This is a genomic window from Streptomyces sp. NPDC102283 (assembly GCF_044766265.1).
GTDB lineage: Bacteria > Actinomycetota > Actinomycetes > Streptomycetales > Streptomycetaceae > Streptomyces.
The window spans coordinates 152,428-166,219 of the sequence record NZ_JBIWLQ010000017.1; the positions used below are offsets into that span (position 1 = coordinate 152,428).

Below are 13,792 nucleotides of genomic sequence, written 5' to 3' on the forward strand. Positions count from 1 at the left end.
TTCGCGGGCGCTCTACCGCGTGCCGCGCGTCAATAGCACCGTCCGCCTGCCTCGACCGGCCGGATTTCGCCGCGCTTCCGCGGCTCCGAGCCGTATGAGCCCCGGAAGACTGCCGAACGCCCTGCCCGATCATGGCTGAAATCCATCGGCGCGGGGGCAAACATCCCGCGGGCGCGATCATCGTATCGAGCTAATGTCGGCAGATTTCCTTGGTCCGGGGGGCGAAGGGGCCCTTAGTGTTCCCCTGGATCTGGAAGGGGTTCCCCTCCATATCACTCCTTTACCTGCTTTATTTCATGCTTTCGGGCGTTCACATCTGTTATGCGCGCCCCGCCCCGACCAAGGAGAGCCTGCCCGATGACTGTTGACTCGAGCTCGGAAGCGCGGCTGGAAGTGCCCCGGCAGTCCAGCCTGGGGACGGCCGCCGCCCGCAACCTCGCCAGCACGACGAAGTCCGCCCCGCAGATGCAGGAGATCACCTCCCGCTGGCTGCTGCGGATGCTTCCCTGGGTCGAGACCAAGGGCGGCGCCTACCGGGTCAACCGGCGGCTGACCTTCACGGTGGGCGACGGGCGGGTGGAGTTCGTTCAGGACGGGGCCGCGGTCCGGGTCATCCCTCAGGAGCTGGGCGAACTGGCCCTGCTGCGGGACTTCGACGACGCCGAGGTGCTGACGGCCATCGCCGACCGGTGCGTCCAGCGTGACTTCCGGGCGGGGGAGACGCTGGTCGAGCGGGGCACGGCCGCGGACCAGCTCCATCTGATCGCGCACGGCCGGATCGGTCAGACCTCCGCCGGCAACTACGGCGACGAGGCCACCCTGGAGGTCCTGGCTGACGGCGACCGCTTCGGCGAGCACGCCCTGCTGGACGACGACGCCCGATGGACGCGGACCGCCACCGCCGAGACCGCCGGCACGCTGCTCACCCTGTCCCGCGCCGACTTCGCGTCCATCGTGTCGAACTCGGCAGCCCTCCGGGCCCACCTCGCCGCGTTCACCGCGCGCTCCGAGCAGCGGCAGAACCACCGCGGTGAGGCGGAGATCGCGATGTCGGCCGGCCACGTCGGCGAGCACGAGCTGCCCGGGGCGTTCGCCGACTACGAACCGAAGCCGCGCGAATACGAACTCTCGGTCGCCCAGACCATTCTGCGGGTCCACACCAGGGTCGCCGACCTCTACAACGGCCCGATGAACCAGACCGAGGAACAGCTCAGGCTCACCATCGAGGCGCTGCGGGAGCGCCAGGAGCACGAGCTGATCAACAACCGGGAGTTCGGCCTGCTCCACAACGCCGACTTCAAGCAGCGCATCCAGACGCATTCCGGCCCGCCGACCCCGGACGACCTGGACGAGCTGCTCAGCCGCCGCCGGGGTACCAAGTTCTTCCTCGCGCACCCCCGGGCGATCGCGGCGATGGGGCGCGAGTTCAACGCGCGCGGCCTCTACCCGGACCACACCGACCTCGGTGGCCAGCAGGTTCCCGCCTGGCGCGGTGTGCCGATCCTGCCCTGCGGCAAGATCCCCATCACTCCGGAGAGGACCAGCTCGATCCTCGCCCTGCGTACGGGTGAGGAGAACCAGGGCGTCATCGGTCTGCGGCAGACCGGCCTGCCGGACGAGTACGAACCGGGCCTCTCGGTCCGCTTCATGAACATCGACGAGAAGGCGATCATCTCCTACCTCGTCAGCACCTACTACTCCGCCGCGATCCTCGTGCCCGACGCGGTCGGCGTGCTGGAGAACGTGCAGATCGCCCACTGGCCCAGGTAGCCGCCGCCGCCCGGCCCCGCGTGGCAGGCCGCCGTGCCCGGACGCCGTCGAACACCCCCACACCCCATCAAGGAGCCACGCATGCCCGTGCCCGAGCTGCCACCTCCGCGGTCGAGCCTGCCGGAGGCCGTCACCCGCTTCGGGGCGACCGCGTACGGCGCGGTCGCGGCTCGCGCCCATGACAGCGAAACAGCCGTCGGCGGACCGTACGGCGGGCGTCTCCTGCCGTCACCGCCCACCGGGCTGTCCTTCCGCCGGCCGTCGCCCGCGATTTTGCCGGCCGCCGTACCGGTGCCCGACGTGCCGGGGCAGGGTGTCGGGCCGGCACGGCTGCTGGGCGGGCCTCACGGCCTGGGCACGGACGGCCTGCGGCTGACACTCCTGGAGGAGCGGCCCGTACCGGCGGCCACCCAGGAAGGCCGGCCGATTCCGGGGCTGTACCACCACCCCGTCCCCGAGCCCGACGAGGGGCGCGTCGACGAGGTCAGCCGAAGGATCAAGGCCTGGGCGCTGGACGAGGTCTCCCTGTATCCCGAGGAGTGGGAGGAGCAGTTCGACGGCTTCTCCGTGGGCCGCTACATGGTCGGATGCCATCCGGACGCGCCCACCGTCGACCACCTGATGCTCGCCACCCGCCTGATGGTCGCCGAGAACGCGGTGGACGACTGCTACTGCGAGGACCACGGCGGCTCGCCCATCGGCCTCGGAGAGCGGCTTCTGCTCGCGCACACCGCGCTCGACCCCCTGTACACCGCGCGGGAGTACCAGCCGGGGTGGGCGGCCTCGCTCCACGAGGACGCCCCCCGGCGCGCCTACCGCTCCGCCATGGACTACTTCGTCCGCGCGGCCGGCCCCTCCCAGGCGGACCGGCTCCGCCACGACATGGCGCGACTGCACCTGGGGTATCTGGCCGAAGCGGCCTGGGCCCAGCAGGACCAGGTCCCGGAGGTCTGGGAGTACCTGGCGATGCGCCAGTTCAACAACTTCCGGCCCTGCCCCACCATCACCGACACCGTGGGCGGCTACGAACTCCCGGCGGACCTGCACGCCCGGGCCGACATGCAGAAGGTCATCGCCCTCGCCTCCAACGCCACGACGATCGTGAACGACCTCTACTCGTACACCAAGGAGCTCGCCGCTCCGGGCCGGCACCTGAACCTGCCCGTCGTGATCGCCGAACGCGAGGGGCTGTCCGACCAGGACGCCTACCTGAAATCGGTCGAGATCCACAACGAGCTGATGCACGCCTTCGAGACCGAGGCCGCGGCACTGGCCGTCGCCTGCCCCGTCCCCGCCGTGCAGCGCTTCCTGCGGGGCGTCGCCGCCTGGGTCGACGGCAATCACCACTGGCACCAATCGAACACCTACCGCTACAGCCTGCCCGACTTCTGGTAGGCCCCGACTTCCGGCAAGAGATGGGAATCGTCCGTGACCAACGCTGAACTCACCACCGCCCCCGCCCTGCGCATCCCCGGCCCCGCGACTCCCTACCAGTCAGACATCGCCCGCTACTGGGACGGGGAGGCCCGGCCCGTGAATCTGCGCCTCGGTGACGTCGACGGCCTCTACCACCACCACTACGGCATCGGTGAGGTCGACACCGCCTCGCTCGGCACCGCCGAGGACAGCGAGAGCGAGAAGAAGCTCATCACCGAGCTCCACCGGCTGGAGTCGGCGCAGGCCGATTTCCTGCTGGGGCACCTCGGTGACATCGGTCGCGACGACACCCTGGTGGACGCGGGTTGTGGCCGGGGCGGCTCGATGGTGATGGCGCACCAGCGCTTCGGCTGCTCGGTGGAAGGCGTGACCCTGTCGGCCAAGCAGGCCGACTTCGCCAATGGGCGCGCCGCGGAGCTGGGCATCGGGGACCACGTCCGTGCCCGCGTCTGCAACATGCTCTCCACGCCCTTCGCGACCGGTTCCGCCGCGGCGTCGTGGAACAACGAGTCGAGCATGTACGTGGACCTGGACGACCTCTTCGCCGAGCACTCCCGCGTCCTGAAGGTGGGCGGCCGCTACGTGACCATCACCGGCTGCTGGAACCCGCGCTACGGACAGCCCTCGAAGTGGGTCTCGCAGATCAACGCGCACTTCGAGTGCAACATCCACTCGCGCCGGGAGTATCTGCGGGCCATGGCCGACAACCGCCTCGTGCCGCAGGCCGTCATCGACCTCACCCCGGACACCCTGCCCTACTGGGAGCTGCGGGCCACGTCCTCGCTGGTCACGGGGATCGAGGACGCGTTCATCAACTCCTACCGGGACGGGTCCTTCCAGTACCTCCTCATCGCCGCCGACCGCGTCTGACAGCGCCCGGCCCATGGCCGGCCAGCACCCTCGGCGGGCGGTGCTCGGCACGGAGACGGACGGCCCCGCCGACCGGCTCCGCGCCGGGCAGGCCGGTCGCCGACGTCCTCACCGTCGTGTGAAGCGTCACGGTGTGCCCCGCCGCACCACCGCTCCTCCCGTCACCGGGACGGCCGGCTCCCCGACGCGGCGACGCCCTGAGTTGGGGGAGGCGGTCGCGGGATGAGAGGGTCGAGCGGGTGAGCGAGACACCACGGAACACCCTCAAATACTGCGTCGACGGGCCGGAAGACGCTCCGGTCCTGGTCATAGGTCCTTCGCTGGGCACGACCTGGCACATGTGGGACCGCCAGATACCCGAGCTGTCCCAGCACTGGCGAGTCTTCCGCTACGACCTGCCCGGCCACGGTGGCGCGCCCGCGCACGCCGCCGCCTCCGTCGCCGATCTGGCCGACCGGCTGCTCGCGACGCTGGACGGGCTCGGCATCCAGCGTTTCGGCTACGCGGGCTGTTCGATCGGCGGGGCGATCGGCGCGGACCTGGCGCTGAGACATCCGCACCGGGTCGCCTCGCTGGCGCTCGTCGCCTCCTCGCCCCGGTTCGGCACGGCGGACGAGTTCCGCCAGCGCGGCGTGATCGTCCGCACCAACGGCCTGGAGCCGATCGCCCGCACCGCGCCGGAGCGCTGGTTCACTCCCGGCTTCGCCGCCGCGCAGCCCGCCATCGTCGAATGGGCCGTACAAATGGTCCGCACCACCGATCCCGGGTGCTACATCGCCGCCTGCGAGGCGCTCGCGGCGTTCGACATCCGCGGCGCGCTGGGCCGGATCGGGGCTCCCACCCTGGTGCTGGTCGGGGCGGAGGACCAGGTCACCGGGCCCGCCGAGGCCCGCACACTGGTCGCCGGCATACCGGACGCCCGCCTGGCGCTCGTTCCCGGGGCCTCGCACCTCGCGCCGGTCGAGCAGCCCGCCGCCGTCAGCGACCTGCTGCTGATGCACTTCTCCACCGCCTGGCAGCAGGACACCTCGGCCGCGATCCCCGTGCTGCCGATCGTCCCCGGGCCCGCGACGCCCGCCGCCCCGTTCGCCCCGGTGGCCGAGATCGCCCCGGCCGCCCCGACGCCCGAGACGTCCGCTCCGACACCGGACGCCCGGCACGAGCAGGGCACGAAGGTACGCCGGGAGGTGCTGGGGGACGCCCATGTCGACGCGGTGAACGCCTCGGCCGACGGCTTCACCGAGGACTTCCAGGAGCTGGTCACCCGGTACGCCTGGGGCGAGGTCTGGAGCCGGGACGGCCTCGACCGCCGTACCCGCAGCTGCATCACGCTCACCGCGCTCGTCGCCTCCGGCCATCTGGAGGGCCTGGCCGCGCACACCCGCGCCGCTCTGCGCAACGGCCTGACGCCCGCTGAGATCAAGGAAGTCCTGCTCCAGACCGCCGTCTACTGCGGACTCCCGGCCGCCGGCGCCGCCTTCGCCGTCGCGCAGAAGGTGATCCAGGAGGAAACCACGCCGCCCGCGTAGCAGGATGGGGCCATGAACGCATCGCCCGGGGCTCTCACCCTCACCAAGAAGACCCACTCCTGCGTCCGCGTCGAGAAGGACGGCCGGGTCCTGGTCATCGACCCCGGCGGCTTCTCCGAGGACGACGCGGCACTCGGCGCCGACGTCGTCCTGGTGACGCACGAGCACCCGGACCACTTCAACGAGGCGCGGCTGCGGGCGGGCCTGGAGGCGAATCCCGCAGCCGAGATCTGGACGCTGCGCAGCGTGGCCGAGCAGCTCTCGGCCGCGTTCCCCGGGCGGGTGCACACCGTGGGCGACGGGGACGCGTTCGCCGCCGCCGGATTCGAGGTCACCGTGCACGGCGAGCTGCACGCGGTGATCCACCCCGACATCCCGAGGGTCACCAACGTCGGCTTCCTGGTCGACGGCTCGGTCTTCCACCCCGGCGACGCGCTCACCGTTCCCGACCGTCCCGTCGACACCCTCCTGCTGCCGGTCATGGCCCCCTGGAACAAGATCTCCGAGGTCATCGACTACGTGCGCGAGGTCAAGCCGCGACGCGCCATCGACGTCCACGACGCCCTGCTGACCGATCTGGCCCGGCCGATCTACGACAACCAGATCGGGGCCCTGGGCGGCGCGGACCACTCTCGGCTGGCCCCGGGCGGCGTCACCGAGCTGTGAGCCCTCCGGCGACTGTCAGCGGGAGCCGCTAGGTTGGCTGCCATGCGCATCGCCACCTATAACGTCAATTCGATCACCGCCCGGCTGCCGAGGCTTCTGGCCTGGCTGGAGAGCAGCGGCACCGATGTGCTGTGCATCCAGGAGACCAAGTGCACGGCGGAGCAGTTCCCCACCGCCGCGCTCGCCGAGCTGGGTTACGAGTCCGCGGTCAACGCCACCGGCCGGTGGAACGGGGTCGCGCTGCTCTCCCGCGTCGGCCTCTGCGACGTCGTCACCGGGCTGCCCGACGGCCCCGACTACGAGGGGGTGCAGGAGCCGCGCGCGATCTCGGCGACGTGCGGCCCGCTGCGCCTCTGGTCGGTGTACGTGCCCAACGGCCGCGAGGTCGCGCACGAGCACTACGCGTACAAGCTGCGCTGGCTGGAGGCACTGCGGAAGGCCGTGGCGGCGGACGCCGCGAAGGCCCTGCCGTTCGCGGTCCTCGGCGACTTCAACGTGGCCCCGACCGACGAGGACGTCTGGGACCCGGCGCTGTTCGCCGGCGCCACGCATGTGACGCCCGCCGAGCGGGCCGCCCTCGCGGCCCTGGAGGCGGAGGGCCTGAGCGAGGTCCTGCCCCGCCCCCTCAAGTACGACCGCGCCTACACCTTCTGGGACTACCGCGAGCTGAGGTTCCCCAAGAACAAGGGCATGCGGATCGACCTCACCTTCGGCAACGCCCCGTTCACCGCCGCCGTCAAGGACAGCTACGTCGACCGCGAGGAGCGCAAGGGCAAGGGCGCCTCGGACCACGCCCCGGTGGTCGTCGACCTCGACCTCTGAGCCGCGTTCCACGGGGTGGAGGCCGCGTCGCACTGACAACCCAAGGTTGACACCCCGTGGATGTCAACCTAAGGTTGACGTATGACGCAGCCCCTTCCCGCCACGCCGTCCGTGCGCCTCGACGACCTGATCGAGGCCATCAAGAAGTCCAACACCGATGCCCTGGAGCAGCTCTCCGGCGCGGTCATCGCCGCCGACCACCTCGGCGACGTGGCCGACCATCTGATCGGCCACTTCGTGGACCAGGCGCGCCGCTCCGGCGCCTCCTGGACGGACATCGGCCGGAGCATGGGGGTCACCCGCCAGGCGGCCCAGAAGCGCTTCGTGCCCAAGAAGGGCGACAGCGCCTCCGACCTCGACCCGAGCCAGGGCTTCGGCCGCTTCACCCAGCGCGCCCGTAACGTCGTCATGGCCGCCCACAACGAGGCCCAGGCCGGCCGGCACGCCGAGATCCTCCCGGCTCACCTGGTGCTCGGCCTGCTCGCCGAGCCCGAATCCATCGCGGCCGGGGTCCTCCTCGGCCCGGAGGTCACCCCGGACGCCCTCCGTACGGCGGCGACCGCCGCGCTGCCGCCGGCATCCGAAGAGGTGCCCGAGCTGATCCCGTACGACGCCGACTCCCGCAAGGTCCTGGAGCTGACCTTCCGTGAGGCGCTCCGGCTCGGGCACAACTACGTCGGCACCGAGCACATCCTGTTGGCCCTGCTGGAGTTCGAGGACGGCTCCGGCGTGCTGAGCGGCCTCGGCGTGGAGAAGGACGCCGCCTCGGCGTCCGTCGAGGCGGCGGTGACCGAAGCGGCCGCCGCCCTGTGGCGGCAGGAGTCCTGACCTGACAGGCCCCGGGGTGTGGGCGGCGGGTCCTCAGTGCACCGAGAACCCGCCGTCCACGAACACCGACTGCCCGGTGACGTACGCCGAGGAGCGCCCCGCCAGGAACACCGCGGCCCCCGCGAAGTCCTCCGCGAGGCCGTTGCGGCCGACCAGGGTCCGCGCGGCGAGCGACGCCACCTTCTCCGGGTCCGAGGCGAGCCGCTCGTTCAGCGGCGTCAGCACGAACCCGGGCACCAGGGTGTTCACGGTGACGCCGTGCGGGGACCACGCCTCGGCCTGGGAGCGGGCCAGGGACTCCAGACCACCCTTGGACACCCCGTAGGCGCCGCTGTTCACGAAGGCCCGGTGCGCCTGCTGCGAGGTGACGTGAATGATCCGCCCGTGGCCGCGCTCGGCCATGCCGGGCCCGAAGCGCTGCCCCAGCAGGAACGGCGCCTTCAGGTTCACCGCCATCGTGGCGTCCCAGACGTCCTCGCCGAGCTCGGTCATCGGCGGGCGCAGATTGATCCCGGCGCAGTTCACCAGGATGTCCGGCTCCCCGAACGCCCGCACGGCCTCGTCCGCACCCACGCGCACTCCCTCGGCGGTGCTCAGGTCCGCGCTCACCCAGGTGGCCCGGCAGCCCTCGGCGGTCAGCTCGTCCACGGTCGCGCTCAGCTCGGCCTCCCGGCGGGCCACCACGACGACGCCCGCGCCGGCCCGGGCCAGGGCGCCGGTGATCGCCCGGCCGATGCCGGAGCTGCCACCGGTGACCACCGCCACCCGGCCTTCCAGCGAGAACAGTTCCGAAACGTAGGCGTGTGCACTCATGTGCGTACTTTAGATATCTGCTCGGATCCCGGCCGGGGCGGGGTGGGGGATCGGTGAACGCCGCGCGCCCTGTGGTGCGGAACCCGGCCGGGATGGGACCCTAGTGGTATGAACATCCCTTTCTTGGACAACTGGCGTAAGCGTCAGGGTGGTACGCGTTCAGGCGCACTCGCCGCCGCCGTCGAGGCAGACCCCGACGGCGTGGCCGAACTGCTCGCCGAATGCGAACTGCTGCGCGTCAGGGCGGGGCAGCACGGACTCGAACTCGACGACACACCCGCCTCGTTGGCCGCGCTCGACCAGCTGCCGCCCCGCTGGCGCGACGACCCCGAGGAGCTTCCCTGGCTCGGCAACGACGCCGGTCTCTACCTCGGCACCGTGATCGTGCGGACCGTTCCGGGCGCCGCCTGGGACGTCTGGCCGAGCGGTCAGCCCGTGGTGCGGCTGGAGTCCGGGCGGGAGATCGACGTCGTCGCGGCCGGACTCGACTGGGCGATGGCGGGCAGCCCCGAGCTCTCCCAGGTGTACGCGGAGTCCGCGGAAAACTGAGCCGGGAACCCCGCGGGAGCCCGCTCTCCTCACCTAATCCAGTTAAAAAGCCTTATGCGCCATTTACGCGTGTCGGGTGCGAAGTCCCTTTTCGCGATGGATAGTTTGCGCTGACCTCGACACAGCGACAAGTGGGTAGGGCAGCGCATGGCCGTCGATCCGTTGATCGAACTGAGGGACGTCAACAAACACTTCGGAGAGTTGCACGTACTTCAGGACATCAATCTCACCGTCGGCCGCGGGGAGGTGGTGGTGGTCATCGGCCCCTCCGGCTCAGGGAAATCCACCCTGTGCCGGGCGATCAACCGGCTGGAGACGATCGAGTCCGGCAGCATCACGATCGACGGCAGACCCCTCCCCGAGGAGGGCAAGGGCCTGGCCCAGCTCCGTGCCGAAGTCGGCATGGTCTTCCAGTCGTTCAACCTCTTCGCCCACAAGACCGTGCTGGACAACGTCTCGCTGGCCCAGCTCAAGGTCCGCAAGCGCAAGAAGGACGAGGCCGACCGGCGCTCCCGCGAACTGCTGGAGCGCGTCGGCCTGGTCGCCCACGCCGACAAGTTCCCCGCCCAGCTCTCCGGCGGCCAGCAGCAGCGCGTGGCCATCGCCCGCGCCCTGGCCATGGACCCCAAGGCGCTCCTCTTCGACGAGCCCACCTCGGCGCTCGACCCGGAGATGATCAACGAGGTCCTGGAGGTCATGCAGCAGCTGGCCCGGGACGGCATGACCATGGTCGTGGTCACCCATGAGATGGGCTTCGCCCGCTCCGCGGCCAACCGCGTCGTGTTCATGTCCGACGGCTGCGTCGTCGAGGACCGCACCCCGGAGGACTTCTTCACGAACCCTTCGAGCGACCGCGCCAAGGACTTCCTGTCCAAGATCCTCAAGCACTGAGGGGAGGCATTCCATGTTGCGTACGAGGAACACGCGTACGGGCGGGGCGGTCGCCCTCGTGGCCGGTCTCCTGCTCGCCGCGCTCGCCGCGGGCTGCGGCAAGGAGGGCAGCCCGCCGGTCAAGGGGCCGAAGGCCGAGGCGCTGCCGGTGTACCAGGTCGACACCGGCTTCGAACTGCCCGACTCCCGCACCTGGACCAAGGCGAAGAAGCGCGGCTATCTGGTGGTCGGCGCCAAGGAGGACCAGCCGTACCTGGGGGAGAAGGACCCGGCGAGCGGGATCTACTCCGGGTTCGACATCGAGATCGCCCGCATGATGTCGGCCTCGCTCGGCTTCGACCCGAAGACGATCCGCTTCCGCACGATCGCCTCCGCCAACCGCGAGACTGCCCTGCAGAACGGCCAGATCGACTACTACGTCGGCACCTACACCATCAACGACATGCGCAAGAAGCTCGTCGGCTTCGCCGGCCCGTACTACATGGCGGGCCAGGGCCTGCTGGTGCGCACCGACGAGAACGACGTCGACGGGCCGCAGGACCTGGCGGGCAGGACGGTCTGCTCGGCGGCCGGCTCCACGCCCTACCAGCGCATCGCCGCCGACTACCCCAAGGCGACGCTCGTCGCGTACGACACCTACTCGATCTGCGTCGACAACCTCCTCACCTTCCAGGTCGACGCCGTCACCACCGACGACGCGATCCTGCTGGGCTTCGCGGCCAAGGCGCCCGACGAGATGAAGGTCGTCGGCAAGCCCTTCTCCGAGGAGCCGTACGGCATCGGAGTGCCGCGTAGCGACAACGCGCTGCGCGACGCGCTCAACGACGCACTGGAGGCCAACGAGAAGGACGGCAACTGGAAGAAGGCGTACGAAGCGACGCTGGGCCTCTCCGGAGCACCCGCGCCTACCCCGCCGCCCATCGACCGCTACCCGGCGAACTGAGGGGACGGCCCCACCCATGGACGTACTGACAGAGAACTTCTCCCTCTACGGCAAGGGCTTCCTCGGCACCGTCGAGCTGACCGTCTACGCCTCCGCGCTGGCGCTCGTCCTCGGCTTCCTGATGGCGTCCTTCCGGGTCGCGCCCGTCGGCTCCTTCCGGGTGCTGGGCACGGTCTGGGTCACCGTGCTCCGCAACACCCCGCTGACGCTGCTGTTCTTCGCGGTCCTGCTCGGCCTGCCCCGCTTCGGGCTCGTCCTGCCGTTCCAGGTCTTCGCCGTGCTGGCGCTCGGCTGCTACACCTCGGCCTTCATCTGCGAGGTGCTGCGCTCCGGCATCAACACCGTGCCCAGGGGACAGGGCGAGGCCGCGCGCAGCCTCGGCATGAACTTCGGCCAGACCCTGAGCACCGTGGTGCTGCCGCAGGCGTTCCGGTCGGTGATCCCGCCGGTCGGCTCGACACTCATCGCGCTGGCGAAGAACTCCGCGATCGCCGGGGCGTTCAGCGTCACCGAACTCCTCGGCACCTACAAGACGCTCAACGAGTTGGGCTACAGCATCATCTGGTCCTTCATCTGGATCGCCGTCGGCTACCTGATCATCACCCTGACCATCAGCGCGGTGTTCAACGTGATGGAGAAACGCTGGGGAGTGGCACGATGACCAAGACCCTCAACCGCAGGCCCACACTGCCCGCCGCCACCGCGCTCTACGACGTCCCCGGCCCGGTGACCCGCAAGCGGCACCTGATGTACGGGATCGCCTCGACGGTGGTGATCCTGGCGCTGTTCGGCTGGATCGTCTATCTGCTCTTCGACACCGACCAGTTCACCGCCGAGAAGTGGACGCCCTTCGCGTACAAGGGCATCCAGGAACTGCTGCTGCGCGGCCTCGGCAACACCCTCAAGGCGTTCGCGTACGCCGCGGTCCTCTCACTCGTCCTGGGCGCGATCCTCGCGGTGGGCCGGCTCTCCGAACACCGGGTGCTGCGCTGGATCTCCACGCTGCTCGTCGAGTTCTTCCGGGCCATGCCGGTGCTGGTGATGATCTTCTTCATCTTCGTGGCGCTGAAGGTCCAGCCGCTGCCCGCCCTGGTCGCCGGGCTGACGCTCTACAACGGCTCCGTCCTCGCGGAGGTGTTCCGCACCGGGATCAACTCCGTGGACCGGGGCCAGCGCGAGGCGGCGTACGCGCTCGGGATGCGCAAGACACAGGTCACCACGTTCGTCCTGGCTCCCCAGGCCGTACGCGCGATGCTGCCGACCATCATCAGTCAGCTGGTGGTCGCGCTCAAGGACACCTCACTGGGCTATCTGATCACCTACGAGGAATTCCTCCACGCCGGAAAGCTGATCGCGTCGAATCTCGACTACGATCTTCCCTTCATCCCCGTCGTGATGGTGATCTCTCCGATCTACATCGGGATGTGCATGCTGCTCTCGTGGTTCGCCACGTGGGTGGCCCGTCGTCAGCGGCGCAATCCGAGGACGAGGGCGGTGGGGGTGGCCCCGGCCGAACCGGGGACGCTGCTGCCGGGAGGGCAGTAGCCGGGTCCTGCCCGCCCGGCAGCAGTCGGTGATCACTTCTCGCGCAGCGGGACCGAGAGACGACTCGGGTCCGTTCCGGGCGAGGAGAAGGTCAGCTGCGCGCCGGTCGGGTCGGCCCACATCGGGAGTTCCCGCTGCACGGCGGCCTGGACAGAACCTGATGCTCACCCGCCCCGCCGGCCCCGAGGCCGGGTCAGCAGCGCGCGACCAGGTCCGCGCACACCCACCGGATCACTCACAGCATCAATGAGCCTGGACCCAAAGTGCTGCGGATCAATAAATGACTTGTGTGAATCGTGAGGCATGCGCTAGATGCACGACGGGTGATATCCCAGTTGGGTGCGTGTGCGGTGCATGTGGTGGTATTGCCGCCGGTCGGGCACGCCAACTTGTGCGCTGTCCGGATGGTGATCCTCTCTCATTGCCCTGAGTTCAATGTTCCGTTTGGAGGCCTGATCGAATCACCGCCATCTGCTTGTTGATCTAGGCGCATGCCTCGGGTAGCGTTGCCGGCGGCTACGTGATTCTGTTGCGCGGATCGTGAACCTTGGGTTCGAGGGGAGGGGATTCTGCGATTCCGTTTCGGTTTCTTGAAGGCAGCGTACGACTGTGCGTGAGTTCGGTCGAAGTCTGGCTGTCGCATCAAGTTTTCTTACCGCGCTGCTCTGAGTGCGGAATCAGATTTCGTCCGGCAACCGGCAGGTGCTGGACGCGGGGGAAGGTCTGACCAGGCTTATGCTGCACGCGCACCATGCTGTAATTCGTCATGCTCGTCTCTCTGACATGCCCCGACTCATGGAGTTGGAAGAGTTATGCTGGCCCGAGCTTTTACGAGTCCCCGAAGAGACCCTCAGGCAGCGGCTACTGGTCAACTCTGTGGGGCATCTGGTCGTCGAAGTCGAGGGAGCTGTTCGAGGTGTTGTCTACTCGCAGCGCATCGACAGTGCGGATGACCTGTTCTCCTTGAGCTTCGACACGGTGGACCGGCTGCACCGGCCGGACGGGCCCGTCGCTCATGTGCTCTCCCTGAACGTCGACCCCGGTGAGCAGAGTCTCGGTTACGGAGACATGCTGCTGGAGCATCTGCTGACCTGGTGTCAGGAAAGCGAATCGATGGCGACAGCCGTCG

The 13,792-nt window shown here is 69.5% G+C and carries 13 protein-coding genes and 1 pseudogene; 13 read left to right on the forward strand and 1 reads right to left on the reverse strand.

The features are described 5' to 3' along the window. The first annotated feature begins 357 nt into the window (after positions 1 to 357). From ACIRJT_RS29335 to ACIRJT_RS29365, 7 genes are all read left to right on the forward strand, one after another. Positions 358 to 1,770: a family 2B encapsulin nanocompartment shell protein gene (locus tag ACIRJT_RS29335; RefSeq protein ID WP_403914856.1), complete on the forward strand. Its 1,413-nt coding sequence runs from the start codon at positions 358 to 360 to the stop codon at positions 1,768 to 1,770. Positions 1,771 to 1,851: 81 nt separating this feature from the next. Continuing rightward, complete coding sequence (locus ACIRJT_RS29340) at positions 1,852 to 3,165, forward strand: family 2 encapsulin nanocompartment cargo protein terpene cyclase (protein WP_403914858.1); 1,314 nt, start codon at positions 1,852 to 1,854, stop codon at positions 3,163 to 3,165. Between the two features lie 33 nt (positions 3,166 to 3,198). After that, entirely contained in the window at positions 3,199 to 4,077 is an 879-nt protein-coding gene (locus tag ACIRJT_RS29345) for a geranyl diphosphate 2-C-methyltransferase (RefSeq protein ID WP_403914861.1), read from the forward strand. Between the two features lie 338 nt (positions 4,078 to 4,415). Continuing rightward, entirely contained in the window at positions 4,416 to 5,606 is a 1,191-nt protein-coding gene (locus ACIRJT_RS29350) for an alpha/beta fold hydrolase (protein WP_403914910.1), read from the forward strand. 12 nt (positions 5,607 to 5,618) lie between these two features. Further along, positions 5,619 to 6,272: an MBL fold metallo-hydrolase gene (locus ACIRJT_RS29355; protein WP_403914864.1), complete on the forward strand. Its 654-nt coding sequence runs from the start codon at positions 5,619 to 5,621 to the stop codon at positions 6,270 to 6,272. A 42-nt stretch (positions 6,273 to 6,314) separates the two neighbouring features. After that, entirely contained in the window at positions 6,315 to 7,094 is a 780-nt protein-coding gene (locus ACIRJT_RS29360) for an exodeoxyribonuclease III (RefSeq protein WP_403914867.1), read from the forward strand. Between the two features lie 81 nt (positions 7,095 to 7,175). After that, positions 7,176 to 7,922 carry a Clp protease N-terminal domain-containing protein gene (locus tag ACIRJT_RS29365; protein ID WP_403914870.1) on the forward strand — a complete coding sequence of 249 codons (747 nt, stop codon included), beginning with the start codon at positions 7,176 to 7,178 and terminating at the stop codon, positions 7,920 to 7,922. A 33-nt stretch (positions 7,923 to 7,955) separates the two neighbouring features. On the opposite strand, the gene ACIRJT_RS29370 is transcribed toward ACIRJT_RS29365, so the two are convergent. Next, positions 7,956 to 8,735 carry an SDR family NAD(P)-dependent oxidoreductase gene (locus ACIRJT_RS29370; protein ID WP_403914873.1) on the reverse strand — a complete coding sequence of 260 codons (780 nt, stop codon included), beginning with the start codon at positions 8,733 to 8,735 and terminating at the stop codon, positions 7,956 to 7,958. Positions 8,736 to 8,843: 108 nt separating this feature from the next. On the opposite strand from ACIRJT_RS29370, the gene ACIRJT_RS29375 reads away from it, so the two are divergent. From ACIRJT_RS29375 to ACIRJT_RS29400, 6 genes and pseudogenes are all read left to right on the forward strand, one after another. Beyond that, positions 8,844 to 9,284 carry a DUF6278 family protein gene (locus tag ACIRJT_RS29375; RefSeq protein WP_047179583.1) on the forward strand — a complete coding sequence of 147 codons (441 nt, stop codon included), beginning with the start codon at positions 8,844 to 8,846 and terminating at the stop codon, positions 9,282 to 9,284. 147 nt (positions 9,285 to 9,431) lie between these two features. Continuing rightward, positions 9,432 to 10,175, forward strand: a complete 744-nt coding sequence (locus ACIRJT_RS29380; RefSeq protein ID WP_403914876.1) for an amino acid ABC transporter ATP-binding protein — start codon at positions 9,432 to 9,434, stop codon at positions 10,173 to 10,175. A 13-nt stretch (positions 10,176 to 10,188) separates the two neighbouring features. Continuing rightward, a complete protein-coding gene (locus tag ACIRJT_RS29385) occupies positions 10,189 to 11,118 on the forward strand; it encodes a glutamate ABC transporter substrate-binding protein (RefSeq protein ID WP_403914879.1) in 930 nt (309 codons plus the stop codon). A gap of 16 nt (positions 11,119 to 11,134) precedes the next feature. Next, the gene (locus ACIRJT_RS29390) at positions 11,135 to 11,779 is read left to right on the forward strand and encodes an amino acid ABC transporter permease (RefSeq protein ID WP_003965158.1); all 645 of its coding nucleotides are present in this window, start codon (positions 11,135 to 11,137) and stop codon (positions 11,777 to 11,779) included. After that, positions 11,776 to 12,663 carry an amino acid ABC transporter permease gene (locus ACIRJT_RS29395; RefSeq protein ID WP_403914882.1) on the forward strand — a complete coding sequence of 296 codons (888 nt, stop codon included), beginning with the start codon at positions 11,776 to 11,778 and terminating at the stop codon, positions 12,661 to 12,663. The genes ACIRJT_RS29390 and ACIRJT_RS29395 overlap by 4 nt, the downstream gene beginning before the upstream one ends. Before the next feature lie 795 nt (positions 12,664 to 13,458). After that, positions 13,459 to 13,758: pseudogene (locus tag ACIRJT_RS29400) on the forward strand (GNAT family N-acetyltransferase); the annotation flags it as partial. Between the last annotated feature and the right edge of the window lie 34 nt (positions 13,759 to 13,792).

What these genes read in the sequence shown, in the direction of transcription:
- ACIRJT_RS29335 (WP_403914856.1), top strand. Translation starts at nt 358, where the DNA reads ATGACTGTTGACTCGAGCTCGGAAGCGCGGCTGGAAGTGCCCCGGCAG.
- ACIRJT_RS29340 (WP_403914858.1), top strand. Translation starts at nt 1,852, where the DNA reads ATGCCCGTGCCCGAGCTGCCACCTCCGCGGTCGAGCCTGCCGGAGGCC.
- ACIRJT_RS29350 (WP_403914910.1), top strand. Translation starts at nt 4,416, where the DNA reads ATGTGGGACCGCCAGATACCCGAGCTGTCCCAGCACTGGCGAGTCTTC.
- ACIRJT_RS29355 (WP_403914864.1), top strand. Translation starts at nt 5,619, where the DNA reads ATGAACGCATCGCCCGGGGCTCTCACCCTCACCAAGAAGACCCACTCC.
- ACIRJT_RS29360 (WP_403914867.1), top strand. Translation starts at nt 6,315, where the DNA reads ATGCGCATCGCCACCTATAACGTCAATTCGATCACCGCCCGGCTGCCG.
- ACIRJT_RS29365 (WP_403914870.1), top strand. Translation starts at nt 7,176, where the DNA reads ATGACGCAGCCCCTTCCCGCCACGCCGTCCGTGCGCCTCGACGACCTG.
- ACIRJT_RS29370 (WP_403914873.1), bottom strand. Translation starts at nt 8,735, where the DNA reads ATGAGTGCACACGCCTACGTTTCGGAACTGTTCTCGCTGGAAGGCCGG.
- ACIRJT_RS29375 (WP_047179583.1), top strand. Translation starts at nt 8,844, where the DNA reads ATGAACATCCCTTTCTTGGACAACTGGCGTAAGCGTCAGGGTGGTACG.
- ACIRJT_RS29380 (WP_403914876.1), top strand. Translation starts at nt 9,432, where the DNA reads ATGGCCGTCGATCCGTTGATCGAACTGAGGGACGTCAACAAACACTTC.
- ACIRJT_RS29385 (WP_403914879.1), top strand. Translation starts at nt 10,189, where the DNA reads ATGTTGCGTACGAGGAACACGCGTACGGGCGGGGCGGTCGCCCTCGTG.
- ACIRJT_RS29390 (WP_003965158.1), top strand. Translation starts at nt 11,135, where the DNA reads ATGGACGTACTGACAGAGAACTTCTCCCTCTACGGCAAGGGCTTCCTC.
- ACIRJT_RS29395 (WP_403914882.1), top strand. Translation starts at nt 11,776, where the DNA reads ATGACCAAGACCCTCAACCGCAGGCCCACACTGCCCGCCGCCACCGCG.